Origin of the sequence: Allobrachymonas chironomi DSM 19884 (assembly GCF_000374625.1) — a bacterium.
GTDB classification, from domain to species: domain Bacteria; phylum Pseudomonadota; class Gammaproteobacteria; order Burkholderiales; family Burkholderiaceae_C; genus Brachymonas; species Brachymonas chironomi.
In genome coordinates, this window is sequence record NZ_KB894765.1 from 137,619 (window position 1) to 158,104 (window position 20,486).

The following is a 20,486-nucleotide window of genomic DNA, read 5'->3' on the forward strand; positions in this document are numbered from 1 at the left end:
AAGCCTGATTGTAGTCCGACTGGGTTTTTTGCGGCAACCCGATCGGGAACGCGAATGGCCCATGAAAGGAAAAACCTGCACTTGCAGCGAGAAATGCAATGCAGGCTTACCCGGGATAGTTGCCAATAAACGACGATTGGCTTACTTGCGCAGCAGGAAGCGGTGGGCCTCGGGACCGGTGATGACCTGGCCATCCTTGTCCAGCATGCGCAGCATGGTGTTGGAAATGATGTCGAAGCTGCGGCGCTGGCCCTGCGGATCCAGCGTGATGCGGGTTTCGTTGGCGTTGAAGGTGAACTGGCCACGCAGCAACTGCTCCGAACCTGAACCCGGCTTGCTGCGCAGCTCGTAGGTAGAGTCCGAGAACAGCGTGAGTGCCAGTGTCAGGTTCTGCGTGGGATCGGCACAGAGCGGACAGGGCAAGTCACCGCGATAGGTACCAGGCCAGGTGGCAACATCCGTCCCACCGGGAACACGCTCTGTCTGCGGAATGCGCATCAGGCCGATGGAGCCGAGCACGCTGTCCGTCATGCCCTGCATGCCGGTACAGCCCGCGAGTGCCAACGACATGACAGCCAGACCTGCAAGCTGCCAGCTGCGACCCTGTTTTCCAACACGTTTAGACATGACGATCTCCCTTTATGCAGTTTTTGGCCGATTCTACACAGACTGACACCCCCGTCCGTGTCGGACGGGAGCGCAAGTGTGCACTACGGCACGAAACCGCTTCAATCGCAGGCAGCGACGATCAGCTGCTGGATGCGGGCGGCATCTGCCGGCACCACCTGTACGCGGCGCGGCAGGGCTTCCAGGCCGGCGAAACGTTCCGGCATGTCCGGCTTGCGGCCCAGGGCTTCCTCGATGGTCTCGGCAAACTTGATCGGCAAGGCGGTTTCCAGCACGATCATGGGCACGCCCTGCTCCAGGTGTTCGCGCGCCACCTTCACGCCATCGGCAGTGTGGGTATCGATCATCTGGCCCAGACGCTGGTAGCAGTCGCGGATCGTGTCCAGGCGGTCGGCATGGGTACTGGAACCGCTGACAAAACCGTAACGCTGTGCCGCCAGCGGGAAAGCCGGATCCTGGCTCAGATCAAACTGGCCCTGCTGGCCCAACGCCTTGCCGAACAGCTCGGCAGTACGCCTGGCATCGCGGCCCAGCAGGTCGAACACGAAGCGCTCGAAGTTGCTGGCCTTGCTGATGTCCATGGACGGGCTGGAGGTTTCGTGCGTATCGGCACTGCCGCGCACGCGGTAGACGCCAGTGCGGAAAAACTCGTCCAGCACATCGTTTTCGTTGGTGGCCACCACCAGCTGGCGGATCGGCAGGCCCATCATGCGCGCCACATGGCCGGCACAGATGTTGCCGAAGTTGCCACTGGGCACGGTAAAGCTGACCTGCTGCTGGCTGTTCTGCGTCACCTGGAAATAGCCGGCGAAGTAGTACACCACCTGCGCCAGCAGACGCGCCCAGTTGATCGAGTTGACGGTACCGATCTTGTACTGGCGCTTGAACTCCAGGTCGTTGCTCACGGCCTTGACGATGTCCTGGCAGTCATCGAACACGCCTTCGACCGCCAGGTTATGGATGTTTTCGTCCTGCAGGCTGAACATCTGGGCCTGCTGGAAGGCGCTCATGCGGCCATGCGGGCTCAGCATGAACACGCGCACGCCCTGTTTGCCGCGCATGGCGTACTCGGCTGCACTGCCGGTATCGCCGCTGGTGGCTCCCAGGATGTTGAGCTGCTCGCCACGGCGACCCAGTTCGTATTCGAACAGGTTGCCCAGCAGCTGCATCGCCATGTCCTTGAAGGCAATCGTCGGACCGTTGGACAGGCCCTCGATGTACAGATCGCCTTCCAGCTGGCGTACCGGCGTGATCTGTTCGGTGCCGAAGACTGCAGCGGTATAGGTCTTGTCGCAGATCGCCTTCAGGTCATCAGCCGGAATGTCGCTGATGTAGCGCGACAGGATGGCAAAAGCCAGTGCGGCATAGCCCTGCTCGCGGTACAGCGTGCGCCAGGCTTCCAGCGTGGCGACATCGACTTGCGGGTAGGCCGTGGGCAGGTACAGGCCGCCATCGGGAGCCAGGCCTTCGAGCAGGATTTCGCAGAAGGTGCGCGGCACCGAGTTGCCGCGGGTAGACAGATAGTACATATCAGTTCAGCTCTTCCTTGCGGATACGCACGATGGGTTGCAGCACGCTGGGCAGGGCCTGCATGGCGGCCAGGGCCTGGTTCATGCTGGCTTCCTGGCATTCGTGGGTCAGGATCACCAGATCCGTCTGGTTGGTTTCCTCGCCGCCCACCTGGTCGGATTCGGCCTGGCGCATGGCGTCGATGCTGATGCCCAGATCGGACAGGATGGTGGCAATGCGCGCCAGCACGCCCGGCTCGTCGGACACGCGCAGGCGCAGGTAGTAGCTGGTCACGACCTCGTCCATTGGCAGGATTGCCAGATCCGTCTGCATGGCATCGTGCTGGAACGCCAGGTGCGGCACGCGGTTGGCCGGGTCGGAAGTGTGCATGCGCGTCACGTCGACCAGATCGGCGATGACGGCGCTGGCGGTGGGCTCGCTGCCGGCGCCCTTGCCGTAGTACAGCGTGGTACCGACGGCATCCCCGTTCACCACCACGGCGTTCATCGCACCTTCCACATTGGCGATCAGGCGCTTGGCCGGCACCAGCGTCGGGTGCACGCGCAGCTCCACGCCCTGTGCGGTGCGGCGCGTGATGCCCAGCAGCTTGATGCGATAACCCAGGCGCTCGGCATAGCGGATGTCGGCGGCGCCCAGTTGGGTGATGCCTTCGATATAGGCCTTGTCGAACTGCACGTCCACGCCAAAGGCGATGGCGCTCATCAGCGCGACCTTGTGCGCCGCGTCCACGCCTTCGATGTCGAAGGTCGGGTCGGCTTCGGCGTAGCCCAGACGTTGCGCCTCTTTCAGCACCACGTCAAAGTCCAGGCCCTTGTCACGCATCTCGGACAGGATGAAGTTGGTGGTGCCGTTGATGATGCCGGCAATCCACTCGATGCGGTTGGCCGTCAGGCCTTCGCGCAACGCCTTGATGATCGGAATGCCACCGGCCACGGCCGCCTCGAAGGCCACCATCACGCCCTTGCGCTGGGCCGCAGCAAAGATCTCGGTGCCATGCACGGCCAGCAGCGCCTTGTTGGCCGTGACCACATGCTTGCCGTTCTCGATCGCCTGCATGACCAGGTCCTTCGCCACGGTGTAGCCACCGATCAACTCGATCACGATATCGATATCGGGACGCTGGACCAGTTCGAAGGCATCCGCCACGACCTCGGTGGAAGCGTCCACCAGGCTACGCGCACGCTCGACATCGCGATCGGCGACAACGGCAATTTCGATGCCGCGACCGGCACGTGCCTTGATGACAGACTGGTTGCGATTCAGGACGTTGTATACGCCACTGCCTACCGTGCCAATGCCCAGCAGGCCCACTTTGATCGGATTCATGTTTCTAGCTTCTGGTTGAAAAGTCGTTGGAGAAAATCAGGATTTGGCACCATGGCGCTTGCGGTAGGCCTCCAGGAAACGCGCCAGGCGCTGGATGGCTTCGCGCAGCGCGTCTTCCTGCGGCAGGAACACGATGCGGAAATGCTGGTTGTCGTGGTAATTGAAACCGGAGCCCTGCACCAGCATCACGCGGGTGGCCTGCAGCACCTCGAGGAAGAACTGGCGGTCATCCTGAATCGGGTACACGTCAGGATCGAGCCTGGGGAACATGTACAGCGCCGCCTTGGGCTTGACACAGCTGACACCCGGAATCTGCATGATCAGCTCATAGGCCAGATCGCGCTGGCGGCGCAGGCGACCGCCCTCGCCTACCAGGTCCTTGATGCTCTGGTAGCCCCCCAGCGCCGTCTGGATCGCCCACTGGCCGGGCACGTTGGAGCCCAGCTTGATGTTGGCCAGCATGTTCAGGCCCTCGATGAAGTCCTGGGCCACCGACTTGTCACCGGAGATGACCATCCAGCCGGCACGGAAGCCGCAACTGCGGTAGGCCTTGGACAGCGAGTTGAAGGTCAGCGTCAGCACATCGGTGGACAGCGAAGCCATGGCGGTATGCCTGACACCGTCATACAGCACCTTGTCGTAGACCTCGTCGGCCATCAGTACCAGATTGTGCTCGCGCGCGATCTCGATGATGCCCAGCAGCAGCTCATTGGAATACAGCGCGCCCGTCGGGTTGTTCGGGTTGATGACGACAATGCCCTTGGTGCGCGGCGTGATCTTGCTGCGGATGTCGTCCAGGTCGGGCATCCAATCGTTGTTCTCGTCACACAGGTAATGCACCGGCTTGCCGCCTGCCAGCGAGGTGGAGGCGGTCCAGAGCGGATAGTCGGGCGAAGGCACCAGCAGTTCGTCACCGTCATTGAGCAGGGCCATGGTGGCCATGATGATCAGGTCGCTGGCACCGTTGCCCAGGTAGATGTCCTCGAGCGTGACACCCTGCACGCCCTGCTGCTGCGAGTAGTGCATCACCGCCTTGCGCGCGGCAAAAATGCCCTTGCTGTCGGAGTAGCCGGCGGAATCGGGCAGGTTGCGGATCATGTCGGCCACGATTTCCTCGGGCGGTTCGAAGCCGAACGGCGCCAGGTTGCCGATATTCAGCTTGATGATCTTCTGGCCCTCGTCTTCCATCTTGCGCGCCGCGTCCACGATGGGACCACGCACATCGTAGAGGACATTGGCAAGCTTGGAGGATTTGGCTATGGTCTTCACACCGGCTCCTGTAGGAAATTCAGGGGAAAACTATAATTTGACCACATTTTGACGATGGACTGCCGGCTTGCCGCTTCTTGACCGGCTGCCCGCTCCGCTTTCCCCGCCTCAACCGGACATCCTCCATGAAATTCGTACCCGACCAGATGGACGTACCCGCCATCACCGCCCATGGCCCGGGCTGGGTGGCCGTCAATGGCCAGCCGTTTGACCATCACCTGCTGCTGACGGCCCAGGGCCTGCTGCAACCCTGGGCCTGCCCCGGCTTTGACCAGCTGGATACGGAGCACTTCCGCCAGCTGGCCGACATGCCCTGCGAATTGGTGCTGCTCGGAACCGGCGAGCGCCTGCGCTTTCTGCACCCCTCGATCACGGCCCCGCTGATGGCACGCGGCATCGGCATCGAAACCATGGACACCGCAGCCGCCTGCCGCACCTACAACTTCCTGGCCGGCGAAGGCCGGCGCGTGCTGGCCGCCCTGCTGGTGGATGCCCCGGTGCTGTAACAAGGGCTTTCACCCTCGCATGCACTTGTGATGATTTTCGTTTAAAATAGAGGTTTCGATGGCGCTTGGCTGCCTCAGCCTGCGCCAGTCAGCTGGCCAAGGCTTGCCAGCTACAGTGCCACTCGTGCATCCCTACGGCGGCATGTCCGTGTCGCCGCATCCGACCATGCCCGAGTCGTCTTTAGGAAAGAGATCAATAACACAATGGCAATCGTCGTAGACAAGCTGATCCCCGAATTCGAAGCCAACGCCACGAACGACGTCAAGGTCAGCAATACCTCCCATACCGGCCAGATTCTGGTCCTGTTTTTCTACCCCAAGGACAACACCCCTGGCTGCACCACCGAAGCCATGGAGTTCCGTGACCAGTACGAAGCCTTCGAGCAGGCTGGTGCCGTGGTGTTTGGCGTATCGCGCGACAACATGGGTTCGCACGACGGCTTCAAGGAGAAGCTGGGCCTGCCCTATGAACTGATTGCCGATACCGAAGAGAAAATGTGCCACATGTTCGGCGTAGTCAAGAACAAGATCATGTACGGCAAGAAGGTCAAGGGCATCGAGCGCAGCACCTTCCTGATCGGCCCCGATGGCGTGCTGCGTCAGGAATGGCGTGGCGTCAAGGTCGCCGGCCACGTGGACGCCGTGCTGCAGGCCGTGAAGGAACTCAAGGAGTCCCTGGCAACCGCCGAGTAAACTCCATCTGGCTTCATTGCCAGATAGCCAAGAGCGCCTGCCCTGCAGGCGCTTTTTTCATGGGCATTTTCCCGCACACCATCCGGCCGGCCTGACGCCCGGTTGCAAATATGACTGCTGCATGACGGCATTCTGCAAGCCAGCATGTATATTAGGTCTGTGTGAAACGCCTAGCGTCGTGTTTCGCAGGGCGTGCGCCAGACGCATGCATGTTCAACCTGTTTTCCGCACACCTATACATGCCATTGCCACCCGCTCCCAAGAAGCGCGCCACCAAGCTGGATGCCGCACTTCTGACCCAGACTCCCCCCTCCCGCGCCAGCCAAGCCGAAGCCGGTGAAACGGCTGCCGACACGCTGCCGACGAGTCCTGTCACCGTTGCCGACACCGGTGTCAGTACCACACCATCCAAGCGCACGACCACGCGTCGCAGCAGCGCAGGCACTGCGCGCAAGACTGCGGCGGTCACGCCTTCGCTGGATGCCGCCGCTGCCGTTGCGGCTTCGGCACCGACACGTCGCCGTGCTGCGGCCAAACCGGTAGCGGCAGCGCCCGCCGAGACCCAGCCCACGCCGGCTGTGGCTGCCAGGCCCGTTGCCGCCAAACCGGTCGCCGCTGCCCCGGCTGCTGCAGCCAGCCCGGCACCTGCGCGCAAGAAAACGGCCAGTAGCACGCCTGAAGTACGCCGCCTGTTCGTGCTGGATACCAATGTGCTGATGCACGACCCGATGTGCCTGTTCCGCTTCGAGGAGCATGACATCTTCCTGCCGCTGATCGTGCTCGAGGAGCTGGACAGCCACAAGAAGGGCATGACCGAGGTATCGCGCAACGCACGCCAGACCAGCCGCACGCTGGACGCGCTGGTGGCTGCGGTGGCATCGCAGGACATGGGCCATGGCATGCCGCTGAACGCTACCGGCCACAAGGAGGCCACCGGCCGACTGTTCTTCCAGACCGAGGCGCTGGACTACAGCTTGCCGAGCTCGCTGCCGCAGGGCAAGGCCGACAACCAGATCCTGGGGGTGGTGCATGCGCTGGAGATGGCGCACAAGGACCGTCAGGTCGCACTGGTATCCAAGGACATCAACATGCGCGTCAAGGCACGCGCACTCGGCCTGCTGGCCGAAGACTACGAAAACGACAAGACACTGGACGACGACGAACTGCTGTACAACGGCATCCTCGCGCTGCCGGCCGACTTCTGGGATACCCAGGAGGGCGATATCGACAGCTGGCAGGAAGGTGCACACACCTACTACCGCGTGCATGGCCCGCTGACGCAGCAGATGTTGATCAACCAGTTTGTCTATTTCGAGCAGCCCGGCGAGACCAGCCTGTACACCCGCGTGACCGAAATCCGTGGCGATACGGCGGTGCTCAAGACGCTGCGCGACCACACCCACCCCAAGCTGGCAGCCTGGGGCGTGACGGCGCGCAACCGCGAGCAGAACTTTGCCATGAACCTGCTGCTCGATCCCGAGATCGACTTTGTCACGCTGACCGGCACCGCCGGCACCGGCAAAACGCTGCTCGCGCTGGCCTGCGGCCTGACCCAGGTGCTGGATGACCGCCGCTACACCGAGATCATCATGACGCGTGCCACGGTCAGCGTGGGCGAGGATATCGGCTTCCTGCCCGGTACCGAGGAAGAAAAGATGGGCCCCTGGATGGGCGCGCTGGACGACAACCTGGAGTTCCTGACCAAGGGGGGTGGCGACAACAGCGCCGGCGAGTGGGGCCGCGCCGCCACCAACGAGCTGGTCCGCAGCCGCATCAAGATCAAGAGCATGAACTTCATGCGCGGCCGCACCTTCCTGAACAAGTTCGTCATCATTGACGAGGCGCAAAACCTGACGCCCAAGCAGATGAAGACGCTGATCACGCGCGCCGGTCCGGGCACCAAGATTGTCTGCATGGGCAACCTGGCCCAGATCGATACCCCCTACCTGACCGAAGGCTCTTCCGGCCTGACCGCCGTGGTGGACAAGTTCAAGGGCTGGCCGCACAGCGGCCACATCATGCTGGCGCGCGGCGAACGCTCGCGCCTGGCGGACTTTGCCAGCGAGGTGTTGTAAATCGTGTCCTGGCAGCCCGATCCCGATCGGCTGGTCTTCGTCACCGATTTTCCCGATGCCAAGGGCAGCGTGCAGCGGCTGCACTTCAGCCAGCCGCTGGAGTTGCTGATCGCCTGGCGCGCCGATGAGGTAGCCGCCTTGCTGCGCACGCTGGATGCACGCGTGCGCGCCGGCTGCTGGGCAGTCGGCCAGTTGGCCTACGAGGCAGCGGCCGGCTTCGATCCGAAGCTGGCGGCATCGATGCAGATAGACGCCAGCGCCGTCCAGCCGGAGCCGCTGGCGGCTTTTGCGCTGTTCAGCGGGCCAGATGCGGTACCGGATTTCGCCTCGGGCGCGCGGCAGCCTCCCGCCACAGGCGAGGCGCATGCCGCTCCCGCCTGGCAGCTCAGTGAAACTGCCGCGCAGCACGGACAGGCGGTGGAAGCCATCCGCAGCGCCATCCAGGACGGCGAGGTCTACCAGGTCAACCACACGCTGCGCGTGCTGGCCGGGCGTGACGAACTGCCGCTGTGGCAATACCACGAAGCGCTGCGCTCGCGCCAGCAGGCCAGCTATTGCGCCTGGCTGGACTGGGGGGACTGGCAGGTGCTGTCGGCATCGCCCGAGCTGTTTTTCGACTGGATCCGGCCGACCGGACAGATCACGACCCGGCCCATGAAAGGGACGGCACCACGCGGCAGCACACCCGAGCTGGATGCCGCAGCAGCTCGCGAACTGCAGGCCAGCCCCAAGGAGCGCGCCGAAAACGTGATGATCGTCGACCTGCTGCGCAATGACCTGGGGCGTGTGGCCGTGACCGGCAGCGTCCAGACCACCGCGCTGTTCCAGGTCGAGCCCTACCCGACGCTGTGGCAGATGACCAGCACGGTGCAGGCGATCACGCGTCCGGACATCGATCTGCCTGCGCTGATGCAGGCGCTCTTCCCCTGCGGATCGATTACCGGCGCGCCCAAGCACAAGGCCATGGAAAAGATCGCGGCACTGGAAGGCAGTAGGCGCGGCGTGTATTGTGGTGCGATCGGGGTCATGAGCCCGTATCGTGCGGTATTCAACGTGGCCATTCGTACCGTGACGGCTTTGCCGGACGGACAGCTGCGCGGTGGTATCGGTGGCGGCATCACGCTGTCTTCCGCAGCGGCAGCGGAATATGCCGAAGCCGTGCTGAAGGCGCGATTCCTGCACACCGACAGTCTGCCGGTGCCGGATTTCGAGCTGCTGGAAACCCTGTTGCTGGACGAAGGGCGTTACGCCCTGCTGCCCTGGCATCTGCAGCGGCTGCAGGCTTCGGCGCGACAGTGGAACTGGCGACCGGTATCGGTGGCAGCCATTCAGCACTCCCTGCAACAGCTGGCGCAAGCACATGCCAGCGGGCGCTGGCGCGTGCGACTGCTGCTGTCGGCCAACGGACAGGTCACGACTACGGCCACACAGCTCGTCGAGCCCTCTGGCGATAGCGACTGGGATAGCTGCCAGCAACTTCCCGCGGACTGGCTGTGCCATCCCGATGCCACCAGCATGACGACACAGACGGTCGCGGTGGCCCCTGCCCCGCTGCCGGCTGAGCTGCAACCCTGGATCTGCCACAAGACCTCGCACCGCCAGCACTACGATGCCCTCACCGATGCCTTTCCGCAGGCCTGGGATGTGCTGCTGCATGACGACGCCGGCTTTGCGCTCGAGTGCACGCGCGGCAATATCGTGCTGCAGACAGCCGATGGCCGCTGGCTGACACCGGCCCAGCAGGGCCAGCTGCTGCCTGGTACTTTCCGCCAGGCGCTGTTGCAGCGCGGCCTGATCCGCGAAGCGGTGCTGCCGCTGTGCCTGTTGCAGCGCATGCTGCCGGGAGAGCAGCTCTGGTTCATCAACAGCGTGCGCGGCTGGGTGCCGCTGCAGCTGCTGCAAGCCTGATCCTCAGTAATCCTCGGACATGTGCGCGAGGGTTTCGAACTTGGTCAGCGGCTTGATGAAGGCCAGCTTGACGGTACCGGTAGGGCCGTTACGCTGCTTGCCGATGATGATCTCGGCCACACCGGGCTCCTTGCTTTCCTTGTTGTAATAGTCGTCGCGGTAGATGAACATGATCACGTCGGCATCCTGCTCGATAGCGCCGGATTCGCGCAGGTCACTCATCATGGGACGCTTGTCGGTGCGCTGCTCCACGCTGCGGTTGAGCTGCGACAGCGCAATCAGCGGGCATTGCAACTCCTTGGCCAGCATCTTCAGGCCACGCGAGATTTCGCTCAGCTCGGTGGCGCGGTTTTCGCTGCTGGCCTGGCTGCTGCCACTCATCAGCTGCAGGTAGTCAACCACGATCAGGCCCAGCTTGCCGCACTGGCGTGACAGCCGGCGCGCATTGGCACGCAGCTCGCTGGTGGTCAGGCCCGGGGTTTCATCGATGTGCATGGACACGTTGCGCAGGCGCTCGATGGCTTCGGTCAGGCGCGGCCACTCCTCGTCCAGCAGCTTGCCGGTACGCAGCCGGCCCTGATCGATACGGCCAATGGAGCCGACGATACGCACTGCCAGCTGGGCCGCGCCCATTTCCATGGAGAACACCGCCACCGGCAGGCCTTCGGTCATGGCCACGTGTTCGGCGATGTTGATGGCGAAGGCGGTATTGTGGGTGAGCACATCCTGATCGGTGATGTAAAGCTGATCCGGATGGCTGACGCTAATGCACTGACAGGCAGTCCGACGCGTCGGCGTAATCGACAGAATGTTCAGGCGCTTCTGACGCTGCCATTGCTGCGGCACACGCGTCAGCTTATCCGACATCAGGAACAGGCTGGTAGGCTCGGGATGGCGGATATGACAAACAAACGCCGGCAGTCCTGCCATGCGCATACCGGCGACCGTGTAATACGGCTGTTTTTCGGTGATGGAACACCAGCCTCCGAGCGACCGGACCAGCGTCGCCACGTCATGAGCCAATTGCTGGCTGCAGGTTGAAAACCGAACGCTGCCCCAGCGCTCAACCCAGCCATCGGTATCAAGCAGACCACGCAACACATCCTGGCGCACTTCCTTGCGTGCCGTCAGATAAAGCTGCGGCACGAATTTCTGGTCGCTGCTCAGACCGGACAGCTGCAGCGCCTCCAAGGCAACGCGCAGCGGGTTCGGTTGTGCCCCTGCCAGCCCGCTCACCTTGCCACGATCTCGTCGCACCACGCGCCAATCACAGCCTCCCGCATGGCTCATGACCATCCCCTGTCCGACACGCGCCTCCATGCGTGCCACGGTTTCCCCGCAGGTGCTGGCAAACCTGACCGCGCCTGTCCCGGTCAGATTGCCATCGCCCAGCAATGCCCCCAGCACCCAGGGATCTAGCGGCAATTCATCCTGATGGCCGAAGTCGCCCGTGGCGCACTCGATCCAGAGCCGATTCTGATAGCGCCTGACTTGCAGCATCTCGATCAAGCGCTCCGTAGACAGTACACGCGGCGCCTGCCAGCTGCGGAAATGTACACGCCAGAGATGCTCGGCACAGCATTCGGCACTACGGCCATCGGACAGGGTCACGCGGTAGACTTGGCGATCACCCTGCGGAAAGATGCCAGTGACGGCGGATGGAGCACCATCGCACGAAGCCAGCGCATCGCCAATCTCCAGCTCACCCATGCGCTTCCAGCCACTCAGTGTGCGCACTAGCGCATCCAGTGGCTGTGCCTTGCCCATGGACGGGCGCGCCGCCAGAATCACCAGATCGCCGGCCTGGAAGCCCGAGGTCATGCGGTCCAGATCGACAAAACCGGTCGGCACACCGGTGATGTCGTTGGGGTTCTGCGCCATTTCCTCGACCCGGTCGAGCAGGTCCACCACCAGCGATTCCATCGGCTGGAAGCCTTCCTTCATGCGCGAGCCTTCCTCGCCAATCTTGAAAATCTTCTGCTCGGCCTCGTCCAGCACTTTTTCCACCGCCATGCCTTGCGGGTTGAAGGCGCGGGTGGCGATCTCGTCGCTGGCGGTGACCAGCTTGCGCAGGATGGAGCGCTCGCGCACGATCTCGGCGTAGCGGCGGATATTGCTGGCGCTGGGCACGTATTGCGCCAGCTGGTTCAGGTATACCAGGCCACCGACTTCGCCATCCTTGCCCAGGCTTTGCAGCGCCTCGAACACGGTGATCACGTCGGCTGGACGCGAACCGTTGATCAGCTTGCCAATGGCTTCATACACCAGCTGGTGTTCGTAGCGGTAGAAATCGCTGGCCACCAGCAGGTCGGCCACGCGATCCCAGGCATTGTTGTCCAGCAGCAGTCCGCCCAGCACGCTGGACTCGGCCTCGTGCGAATGCGGCGGTACGCGCAACTGCGCGATCTCGCGATCCACGGGAGCATCCAGATAGTCGGGCGGGGGAGAGAAATAGTCGAGGTCTTGCACGGTGGAACCAGTTGAATAGCACCCTGCATGGTAGTGGATTGGCGCTTTTCCTGTGTGGACAAGGCTGTGGACAAGTTCGGGATAGCCGATGGACAAGTCTGCCTTATATCCGAGTGGAATATAAACATCCGGAAAATGTCGTTTGATTTCACATAAAGCACGGCTACAGTCACGGGATTCCAGTGTCGGGCATCCCGTCCGACCATGCAGACGTCCGACATGTATCAGTATTCCGATTTCGACCAGTCCTTTATCGAACAGCGTGCCGCCCAGTACCGCGAGCAGCTGGAACGCCACCTGGCTGGTGTCTTGCCCGATGCCGAATTCCGCCCGCTGCGGCTGCAGAACGGCTGGTATCTCCAGCGCTATGCGCCCATGCTGCGTGTGGCCGTGCCCTACGGCGAAGTCGCCAGCCGCCAGCTGCGCGCACTGGCCCGTATCGCGCGCGAATACGATCGCCCGTCTGAAGAGCTGCTGCAGCATGCGCAATCGACCCAGGACGCGCTGCAGGCGGCCCAGCCCGGTACGCTGAGCGCCCCGCTGCTGCGTTATGGCTACGGCCATTTCACCACCCGCACCAATGTGCAGTACAACTGGATTCCGCTGGAAAAAAGCGCCGATGTGATGGACCTGCTGGCCAGCGTGCAAATGCATGGCATCCAGACCAGCGGCAACTGCATCCGCAACCTGAATGCCGATGACCTGGCCGGAATCGCGCCCGATGAAGTAGCCGATCCGCGCCCGTTTGCCGAAATCCTGCGCCAGTGGAGCACGCTGCACCCGGAGTTTGCCTTCCTGCCGCGCAAGTTCAAGATCTCCATCACCGGCGGTATGGAAGACCGCGCCGCCACCCACTGGTACGACGTCGGCCTCAAGCTGGTACACAACGCTGCCGGCGAGCTGGGCTTTGCCGTGAGCGTCGGCGGCGGCATGGGCCGCACGCCCACCATCAGCCCCACCATTCGCGATTTCCTGCCCTGGAACCAGCTGCTGAACTATCTGGAGGCGGTGATCCGCGTCTACAACCAGTACGGCCGCCGCGACAACGCCTGGAAGGCACGCATCAAGATCCTGGTCAAGGCCGAAGGCCAGCGCTTCATCGATGCCGTCGAGGCCGAATACGCCAGCATCCTGGAGCAGGATGGCGCTCCGCACACCATCACCGAAGCCGAACTGGAGCGCGTCACCGCCTGCTTTGTGCAGCCGGAGCTGATCGCCGCCAACCTGGCCTCGGAAATCGATACCGGCAGTCCTGCCTACCAGCGCTGGCTGCAGCGCAACGTACGCCCGCACCGCCTGCCGCAGCTGCGCGTGGTCGGCCTGTCGTTCAAGCGCCCCGGCTTTGCCCCGGGCGATGCCGATGGCGACACGCTGGATGCGGTGGCACAGCTGGCCGACACCTTCAGTGCCGGCGAAGCCCGTCTGACGCACGAGCAGAATCTGGTGCTGCCCTGGGTCCACGCCAGCGATCTGCCAGCCCTGTACGAACAGGCGCGCGCACTGGGTCTGGCGCAGCCGAATATCGGCCTGCTGACCGACATGATTGCCTGCCCGGGCGGCGATTTCTGCGCCCTGGCCAATGCCCGCTCGATCCCGATTGCGGCAGCCCTGACCGAACGCTACCAGGACCTGGACGAGCTGTGGGATCTGGGCGAGATCGACCTGCATATCAGCGGCTGCATCAACTCCTGCGGCCACCACCACAGCGGCCACATCGGCATTCTGGGCGTGGACAAGGACGGCAAGGAGTGGTACCAGATCACACTGGGCGGTGCCGATGGCTCGCAGCTGTCCGGCCCGGCGACACCGGGCAAGGTGGTCGGCCCCTCGTTCAGCGCGGCTGAGGTCCCCGATGTGATCGAGGCCATCCTGGACACCTACCGCACACAGCGCGACACCGGCGAACCCTTTATCCACACGCTGCGCCGTGTGGGTCTGGACCCGTTCAAGACCGCCGCCAACGCCGCCCGCCACACGCCCACGGGCCATACCGCCCGCAGCGAAGCCACCACTGCCTGAGCCTTGCCATGACCACGTCTGCCTCTTCTTCCCTGCGGCTGATTGCCGCCGACCAGTACCAGCCCGATCCCGTGGCCCTGCTGACTCTGGCCAACGATGCCGATCCGCTCGCCGTGGATCTGGATGGCATCCATGTCATCGAACTGCAGTTTCCGGCTTTCACCGATGGCCGCGCGTTCAGCCAGGCCCAGCTGCTGCGCCGCCGCCGCGATTTTCGCGGCACGCTGCGCGCCACCGGCGATGTGCTGATCGACCAGCTGCAACAGCTGCAGCGCTGCGGTTTCGATGAAGCCGTGCTGCGTGCCGACCAGAGCCTGGAACGCGGCCAGCAATTGCTGGACCTGTACCAGCAAGGCTTTTACCAGGGCGATGCCAGCCATCCCGCACCGCGTTTCGCCCAGCAGGACACTCCGGCATGACGACCAGCAGCCTCCTGCCCACCGGGGCTGCGCAGCCAGCCACCACGCTGCACAACCAGCCTTCCCCCGATTACGCCCTGCATCTGCAACAGGCCCGCGATACCCTGCGCGCCGCTGTGGCCGAATTCGGCAGCGCACAGATCACGCAAGCCAACAGCCTGGGCGCTGAAGACGTGGTACTGCACCATCTGATCGAACAGGACGAACTGGGCATTGCCTCCTTCGTGCTGCAAACCGGCCAGCTGCATCCGGAAACCCTGGAACTGCTGGAGCACGTGGTACAGACCAGCCGCGTGCCAGTCAACGTGCTGGAACCGGTGCAGGAACAGGCCGTGGCCTTTGTCCAGCGCGAAGGCGCCAATGCCATGTACCAGAGCATCGCGCTGCGCAAGGCCTGCTGCCAGATCCGCAAGATGGAGCCGCTGGCCCGGGCACTGCAGGGCAAGTCGGCCTGGATCACCGGCCTGCGCCGTGAGCAGTCCGGCGCCCGCGCCGAAGTGCCGCTGCGCGATGCCAGCGACACCGGCAAGCCGGTCAAGTTCAACCCGCTGGCCAACTGGACCTGGGGCGACATCTGGCACTACATCGCCAGCCACGGCGTGCGCTACAACCCGCTGCACGACCGTTTTTACCCCAGCATCGGCTGCGCGCCCTGCACCCGCGCCATCAGCCTGGGCGAGGATTTCCGCGCCGGCCGCTGGTGGTGGGAGGACGAGAGCGCCAAGGAATGCGGCCTGCACGTCAAGTCCTGAGAGCCGGTCATGACCTTTACCCTGGAATCTGCCATGAATGCCCCCCTGCCCCCGCAGGCGCTGCACGCGCCCCTGAGCAACGCCCATCTGGATGCACTGGAAGAGGAAACCATTTTCCTGCTGCGCGAAGTTGCCGCCGTATTTGAACGCCCGGCCCTGCTGTTTTCCGGCGGCAAGGACTCGCTGGTGATGCTGCACTGTGCCGAAAAGGCCTTTGGTGCCGGCCGCATCCCGTATCCGCTGCTGATGATCGATACCGGCCACAGCTTCCCCGAAGTCACCGATTTCCGCGACCAGCGCGCCCGCGAACTGCAGGCCGACCTGATCGTGCGCAGCGTGGAAGACTCCATGGCGCGCGGCACGGTACGCCTGTCGCGGCCGGACGAAAGCCGCAACGCCCACCAGTCGGTCACGCTGCTGGAAGCGATCGAGGAATTCCGCTTCGATGCCCTGATCGGCGGTGCCCGCCGCGACGAGGAAAAAGCCCGCGCCAAGGAGCGCATCTTCAGCCACCGCGACAGCTTTGGCCAGTGGCAACCCAAGCAGCAGCGCCCCGAGCTTTGGACGCTGTTCAACACCCGGCTGCAACCGGGCGAGCACTTCCGCGTTTTCCCGATCAGCAACTGGACCGAACTCGACGTCTGGCAATACATCGCCCGTGAAAACATCGCCCTGCCCCCGCTGTACTACGCGCACCAGCGCGAGGTGGTGGAGCGCCGCGGCCTGCTGGTGCCGGTCACCCCGCTGACTCCGCCGCGCGATGGCGAAACCGTGCAGACCCGCACCGTGCGCTTCCGCACCGTGGGCGACATCACCTGCACCTGCCCGGTCGAGAGCCCGGCCGCCAGCGCCCTCGACATCGTGCGCGAAACCGTGCAAGCCAGCGTCAGCGAACGCGGCGCCACCCGCATGGACGACCAGACCAGCGACGCCAGCATGGAAAAACGCAAACTGGAAGGATATTTCTGATGCACACCCTGAGCACCGAACGCCCGGCCCTGGCCAACAGCCAGGCCAGCAGCACCGCCCCGGCGCTGCGCTTCATCACCTGCGGCAGCGTCGATGATGGCAAGAGCACACTCATCGGCCGCCTGCTGCTGGACAGCCGCAGCGTGCTGCAGGACCAGCTGGCCCACGTCACCCACCAGGCCAGCGGCCAGATCAACACCGCCGAACTGGCCCGCCTGACCGACGGCCTACAGGCCGAACGCGAACAGGGCATCACCATTGATGTCGCCTGGCGCTACTTTGCCACGCCCCAGCGCAAGTTCATCATCGGCGATGCACCGGGTCACGAACAGTACACCCGCAACATGGTCACCGCCGCCAGCCAGGCCGATTGCGCCGTGGTGCTGGTCGATGCCACCAAGCTGTCCTGGGCCGCCAGTGGCGAAGGCGCGCACACCCTGCTGCCACAAACCCGTCGCCATGCACTGCTGGCGCAGCTGCTGCGCGTGCCGCACATCGTGTTTGCCATCAACAAGCTGGATGCCGTGGCCGATGCCAGTGCCGCCTACCAGCGCATCCAAGCCGCGCTGCAGGCCTTCGCCAGCGAAGCCGGGCTGGACGTGCGCGCCACCATTCCCGTCTCGGCGCTGACCGGCTGGAACGTGGTGGACCCGCATCACGGCTGGTGCGATTACCAGGGTCCTGCCCTGCTGGAGCTGCTGGAACAACTGCCGCGTGAACCGCATGCCGCCGCCCTGCCCGCTGCCCTGCCGGTGCAGTGGGTGGAATCCAACGCCTCCAGCACCGCCACCGACCGCAGCCGCCGCGTGCTGTGGGGCCGTGTCTCCGAAGGCACGCTGCGCCCCGGCGACACGCTGCAGGCCTTCCCCAGCGGCCAGAGCGCCCAGGTGGTGGAGCTGCTGGACCACGGCCGTCGCCCGTTGGCGCAGGCCCAGGCACCTGCCAGCACCGGTGTGGTGCTGGACCGCGAACTGGACATTTCGCGTGGCGACTGGCTGCTGGGCCAGGGTGCCCCGCGCCCGCGCCGTGACATCACGGCCACCATCGCCTGGCTGGACCAGGAGCCGCTGCAGCCCGGCCGCGTCTACTGGGCCCTGCACGGCCACCGCTGGATCAAGGCCAAGGTCACGCGCATCGTGCACCAGCTCGATATCACCACCCTGCAAACGCAGCAGGCCGATTCCCTGGCCGCCAACGCCATCGGCCAGGTCCAGCTCGCGCTGCAAACCGCTCTTCCGGTGCAGGCCTATGCCGACAGCCGCAGCCAGGGGGCCATGATTCTGGTCGATACCGCCAGCCACGCCACCGCTGCCGCCTTGCTGATCGAACCAGAGGTCGAAGAAGACTTCTGAACCTTGATCCAGGACAAAAGCTGCTGCAACATCCCTTTACGGCATAGTCTTATCACGCGAAAGCCAAAGGCAGATCGTTAGAATACAGGGTAAACGGCAGCTGACCTGCCCTGTCTTTTTGTGTCCATTTTTTCGAGAATTGCCATGACCCACGTTGTCACCGAAGCCTGTATCCGCTGCAAATACACCGACTGTGTCGATGTCTGCCCGGTGGACTGCTTCCGCGAAGGCCCCAATTTCCTGACCATCGATCCCGACGAATGCATCGACTGCGCCGTCTGCATCCCGGAGTGCCCGGTGGGTGCCATCTACGCCGAAGAAGACACGCCGGCAGACCAGCAGCACATGATCAAGCTGAACGCCGAACTGGCACGTCTGCCCAACTGGAAGACCATCACCCGCCGCAAGGAGCCGCTGCCCGACCACGAAGACTGGAAGGACCGCACCGACAAGCTCAAGGAACTGGTCCGCTGATCGCGGTGCTTCTTTCCGCAGCTCCTCCCTGTGCGACGGCCTTGTCCGTCGCCATTTCATTTCTGGCGGCTACTCACCGCCCCCTGCCATGACTGCTGTACGCCCCTTCGCCAATCCGATCGAAACCGATGCCGTCATCATCGGTGCCGGCCCGGTCGGCCTGTTCCAGATCTTCGAGCTGGGCCTGCTTGAAGTCAAGGCCCATATCATCGACTCGCTGGCTTACCCCGGTGGCCAGCCGATCGAGCTCTACCCGGACAAGCCGATCTATGACATCCCGGCAATTCCGGTCTGTACCGGCCAGGAGCTAACCGATGCCCTGCTCAAGCAGACCGAGCCCTTTGGTGCCACCTACCATCTGGGCCAGGAAGTCAGCGTCGTCGAAAAGCAGGAAGACGGCCGCTTCCATGTCGAGACCAGCAAGGGCACGCGTTTCCTGACCAAGACCATCTTCATTGCCGCCGGCGTGGGTGCCTTCCAGCCCCGCACGCTCAAGGTCGAAGGCCTGGACAAATTCGAGGGCAGCCAGCTGTTCTACCGCGTACGTGACCCGCAGCAATACGCCGGCAAGAACCTGGTCATCGTCGGCGGTGGCGACTCCGCACTCGACTGGGTGCTGAACTTCGTCGAGGGCGAGCACAAGGCCGAAAGCGTGATCCTGATCCACCGCCGCGACGGTTTCCGTGCCGCACCGGCCAGCGTGGCCCGCATGAAGGAACTGTGCGAACAGTTCGAGATGCAGTTCATCGTCGGCCAGGTCACCGGCTACGAAGAAGACAACACCCTCAAGGCCGTCAAGGTCACGGGCGGTGACGGCGTGACGCGCTCGGTGCCACTGGACGTGCTGTTCGTCTTCTTCGGCCTGTCCCCCAAGCTCGGCCCGATCGCCGACTGGGGCCTGGAAATCGAACGCAAGCAGCTGGTGGTCGATACCGAAAAATTCTCCACCAGCGAACCCGGCATCTTCGCCGTAGGCGACATCAACACCTACCCCGGCAAGAAAAAGCTGATCCTGTCCGGCTTCCACGAATGCGCACTCGCCGCTTTCGGGGCCATGGACATCATCTTCCCGGAGAAAAAGGTGTTCCTGCAGTACACCACCACCAGCCCCAAGCTGCACAAGGTACTGGGCGTGGAAATGCCGAATTTCGACTGATTACAGCCGCATCAGGCGCATCGCCCTCGGATGCGAGGCATGGTTCAACGGGCCGTTATCGGCCTTGCCGGTGCGGACCTGGGCACCATTGGCCAGCGCATGGCGCACATAGACACGCGCCAGCGTCACCGCATCGGCCAGCTCCTCGCCCAGCGCCAGATAGCAGGCCATGGCTGACGACAGCGTGCAGCCCGTGCCATGCGTGTTGGTCGTGGCAATGCGTGTATCGCGGAACAGCAGCTCCGTGCCATCCTCCTGCAGCAGCACATCCACCACTTCAGCCCCTGCCAGGTGGCCCCCCTTGATCAGCACGGCACGCGCGCCCATGGCCTGCAACGCACGCGCCGCCTGCTGCATGTCGGCCACCGTTTCCAGCTTGCGCCCTAGCAGCATGCCGGCCTCATCCAGGTTGGGCGTGATGACGCTGGCCAACGGAAACAGCTGCTCCACCAGCACCGCCGTGCTGGCGTTTTCCATCAGGGCGGCACCGCTGGTAGCCACCATCACCGGGTCCAGCACGACAAACTCGCAGGGATGGCGGCGCAAGGCTTCGGCCACGCACATGACCACCTCGGGCGCATGCAGCATGCCGATCTTGACGGCCTCGTAGCCGATATCCTCGGCCACGGCATCGATCTGGGCGGCCAGCACGGCTGTCGGCACCGCATGGATGGCGCGCACGCCTTGCGTGTTCTGCGCTGTGATCGCCGTGATCGCCGTCATGCCATACACGCCCAGCGCCGAGCAGGTTTTCAGATCCGCCTGAATACCGGCACCGCCTCCGCTGTCGGAGCCGGCGATGCTGAGGACGCGGACATAGCTGTAGTCGTGAATGGGCATGGATGGCTGCACGGCAATACTCCTCTCTGGTCAGATCCTGTCATCTTGCCGCAAGGCACCGGCTGCAGCAAGCATGAGAAAAGCCCTGCAACATGGCTGCTG

General features: G+C 63.8%; 17 protein-coding genes. 11 read left to right on the plus strand and 6 right to left on the minus strand.

Going from position 1 to position 20,486, the window contains the following annotated elements:
* Positions 1–141 precede the first annotated feature (141 nt).
* The 4 genes from C513_RS0100685 to C513_RS0100700 form a co-directional block, all read right to left on the minus strand.
* Positions 142–627, minus strand: a complete 486-nt coding sequence (locus C513_RS0100685) for a copper resistance protein NlpE N-terminal domain-containing protein (protein WP_083927324.1) — start codon at positions 625–627, stop codon at positions 142–144.
* Positions 628–728: 101 nt separating this feature from the next.
* Positions 729–2,156 (minus strand): threonine synthase, encoded by a 1,428-nt coding sequence (gene thrC / locus C513_RS0100690; RefSeq protein WP_018714101.1) that lies wholly within the window; start codon positions 2,154–2,156, stop codon positions 729–731.
* Position 2,157: 1 nt separating this feature from the next.
* Entirely contained in the window at positions 2,158–3,483 is a 1,326-nt protein-coding gene (locus C513_RS0100695) for a homoserine dehydrogenase (RefSeq protein ID WP_018714102.1), read from the minus strand.
* A gap of 36 nt (positions 3,484–3,519) precedes the next feature.
* A complete protein-coding gene (locus tag C513_RS0100700; RefSeq protein ID WP_018714103.1) occupies positions 3,520–4,752 on the minus strand; it encodes a pyridoxal phosphate-dependent aminotransferase in 1,233 nt (410 codons plus the stop codon).
* 125 nt (positions 4,753–4,877) lie between these two features.
* On the opposite strand from C513_RS0100700, the gene C513_RS0100705 reads away from it, so the two are divergent.
* From C513_RS0100705 to pabB, 4 genes are all read left to right on the plus strand, one after another.
* Complete coding sequence (locus tag C513_RS0100705) at positions 4,878–5,258, plus strand: Mth938-like domain-containing protein (RefSeq protein ID WP_018714104.1); 381 nt, start codon at positions 4,878–4,880, stop codon at positions 5,256–5,258.
* A gap of 204 nt (positions 5,259–5,462) precedes the next feature.
* A complete protein-coding gene (locus C513_RS0100710; RefSeq protein ID WP_018714105.1) occupies positions 5,463–5,951 on the plus strand; it encodes a peroxiredoxin in 489 nt (162 codons plus the stop codon).
* A gap of 239 nt (positions 5,952–6,190) precedes the next feature.
* Entirely contained in the window at positions 6,191–8,026 is a 1,836-nt protein-coding gene (locus tag C513_RS0100715; RefSeq protein ID WP_026320391.1) for a PhoH family protein, read from the plus strand.
* Positions 8,027–8,029: 3 nt separating this feature from the next.
* Positions 8,030–9,934, plus strand: a complete 1,905-nt coding sequence (gene pabB, locus C513_RS0100720; protein WP_018714107.1) for an aminodeoxychorismate synthase component I — start codon at positions 8,030–8,032, stop codon at positions 9,932–9,934.
* A 3-nt stretch (positions 9,935–9,937) separates the two neighbouring features.
* Here pabB and dnaB read toward each other — a convergent pair whose 3' ends face one another.
* Positions 9,938–12,364 (minus strand): replicative DNA helicase, encoded by a 2,427-nt coding sequence (dnaB, locus tag C513_RS0100725; protein WP_026320393.1) that lies wholly within the window; start codon positions 12,362–12,364, stop codon positions 9,938–9,940.
* 258 nt (positions 12,365–12,622) lie between these two features.
* Between dnaB and C513_RS0100730 the strand changes: the two genes are divergently transcribed.
* The 7 genes from C513_RS0100730 (at position 12,623) to C513_RS0100760 (ending at position 19,544) form a co-directional block, all read left to right on the plus strand.
* Positions 12,623–14,422: a nitrite/sulfite reductase gene (locus tag C513_RS0100730; protein WP_018714109.1), complete on the plus strand. Its 1,800-nt coding sequence runs from the start codon at positions 12,623–12,625 to the stop codon at positions 14,420–14,422.
* 8 nt (positions 14,423–14,430) lie between these two features.
* On the plus strand, positions 14,431–14,841 hold the full coding sequence (locus tag C513_RS0100735) for a DUF934 domain-containing protein (RefSeq protein ID WP_018714110.1): 411 nt from the start codon (positions 14,431–14,433) through the stop codon (positions 14,839–14,841).
* Positions 14,838–15,593 (plus strand): phosphoadenylyl-sulfate reductase, encoded by a 756-nt coding sequence (locus C513_RS0100740; RefSeq protein ID WP_018714111.1) that lies wholly within the window; start codon positions 14,838–14,840, stop codon positions 15,591–15,593. The genes C513_RS0100735 and C513_RS0100740 overlap by 4 nt, the downstream gene beginning before the upstream one ends.
* Before the next feature lie 33 nt (positions 15,594–15,626).
* Positions 15,627–16,562: a sulfate adenylyltransferase subunit CysD gene (gene cysD / locus C513_RS0100745; protein ID WP_026320395.1), complete on the plus strand. Its 936-nt coding sequence runs from the start codon at positions 15,627–15,629 to the stop codon at positions 16,560–16,562.
* On the plus strand, positions 16,562–17,914 hold the full coding sequence (locus C513_RS0100750; RefSeq protein WP_018714113.1) for a sulfate adenylyltransferase subunit 1: 1,353 nt from the start codon (positions 16,562–16,564) through the stop codon (positions 17,912–17,914). The genes cysD and C513_RS0100750 overlap by 1 nt, the downstream gene beginning before the upstream one ends.
* Positions 17,915–18,058: 144 nt before the next feature.
* On the plus strand, positions 18,059–18,388 hold the full coding sequence (gene fdxA, locus C513_RS0100755) for a ferredoxin FdxA (RefSeq protein WP_018714114.1): 330 nt from the start codon (positions 18,059–18,061) through the stop codon (positions 18,386–18,388).
* Between the two features lie 88 nt (positions 18,389–18,476).
* Positions 18,477–19,544 carry an NAD(P)/FAD-dependent oxidoreductase gene (locus tag C513_RS0100760; protein ID WP_018714115.1) on the plus strand — a complete coding sequence of 356 codons (1,068 nt, stop codon included), beginning with the start codon at positions 18,477–18,479 and terminating at the stop codon, positions 19,542–19,544.
* Here C513_RS0100760 and thiD read toward each other — a convergent pair whose 3' ends face one another.
* Complete coding sequence (gene thiD / locus C513_RS0100765) at positions 19,545–20,384, minus strand: bifunctional hydroxymethylpyrimidine kinase/phosphomethylpyrimidine kinase (RefSeq protein WP_018714116.1); 840 nt, start codon at positions 20,382–20,384, stop codon at positions 19,545–19,547. It abuts the gene before it with no gap.
* Between the last annotated feature and the right edge of the window lie 102 nt (positions 20,385–20,486).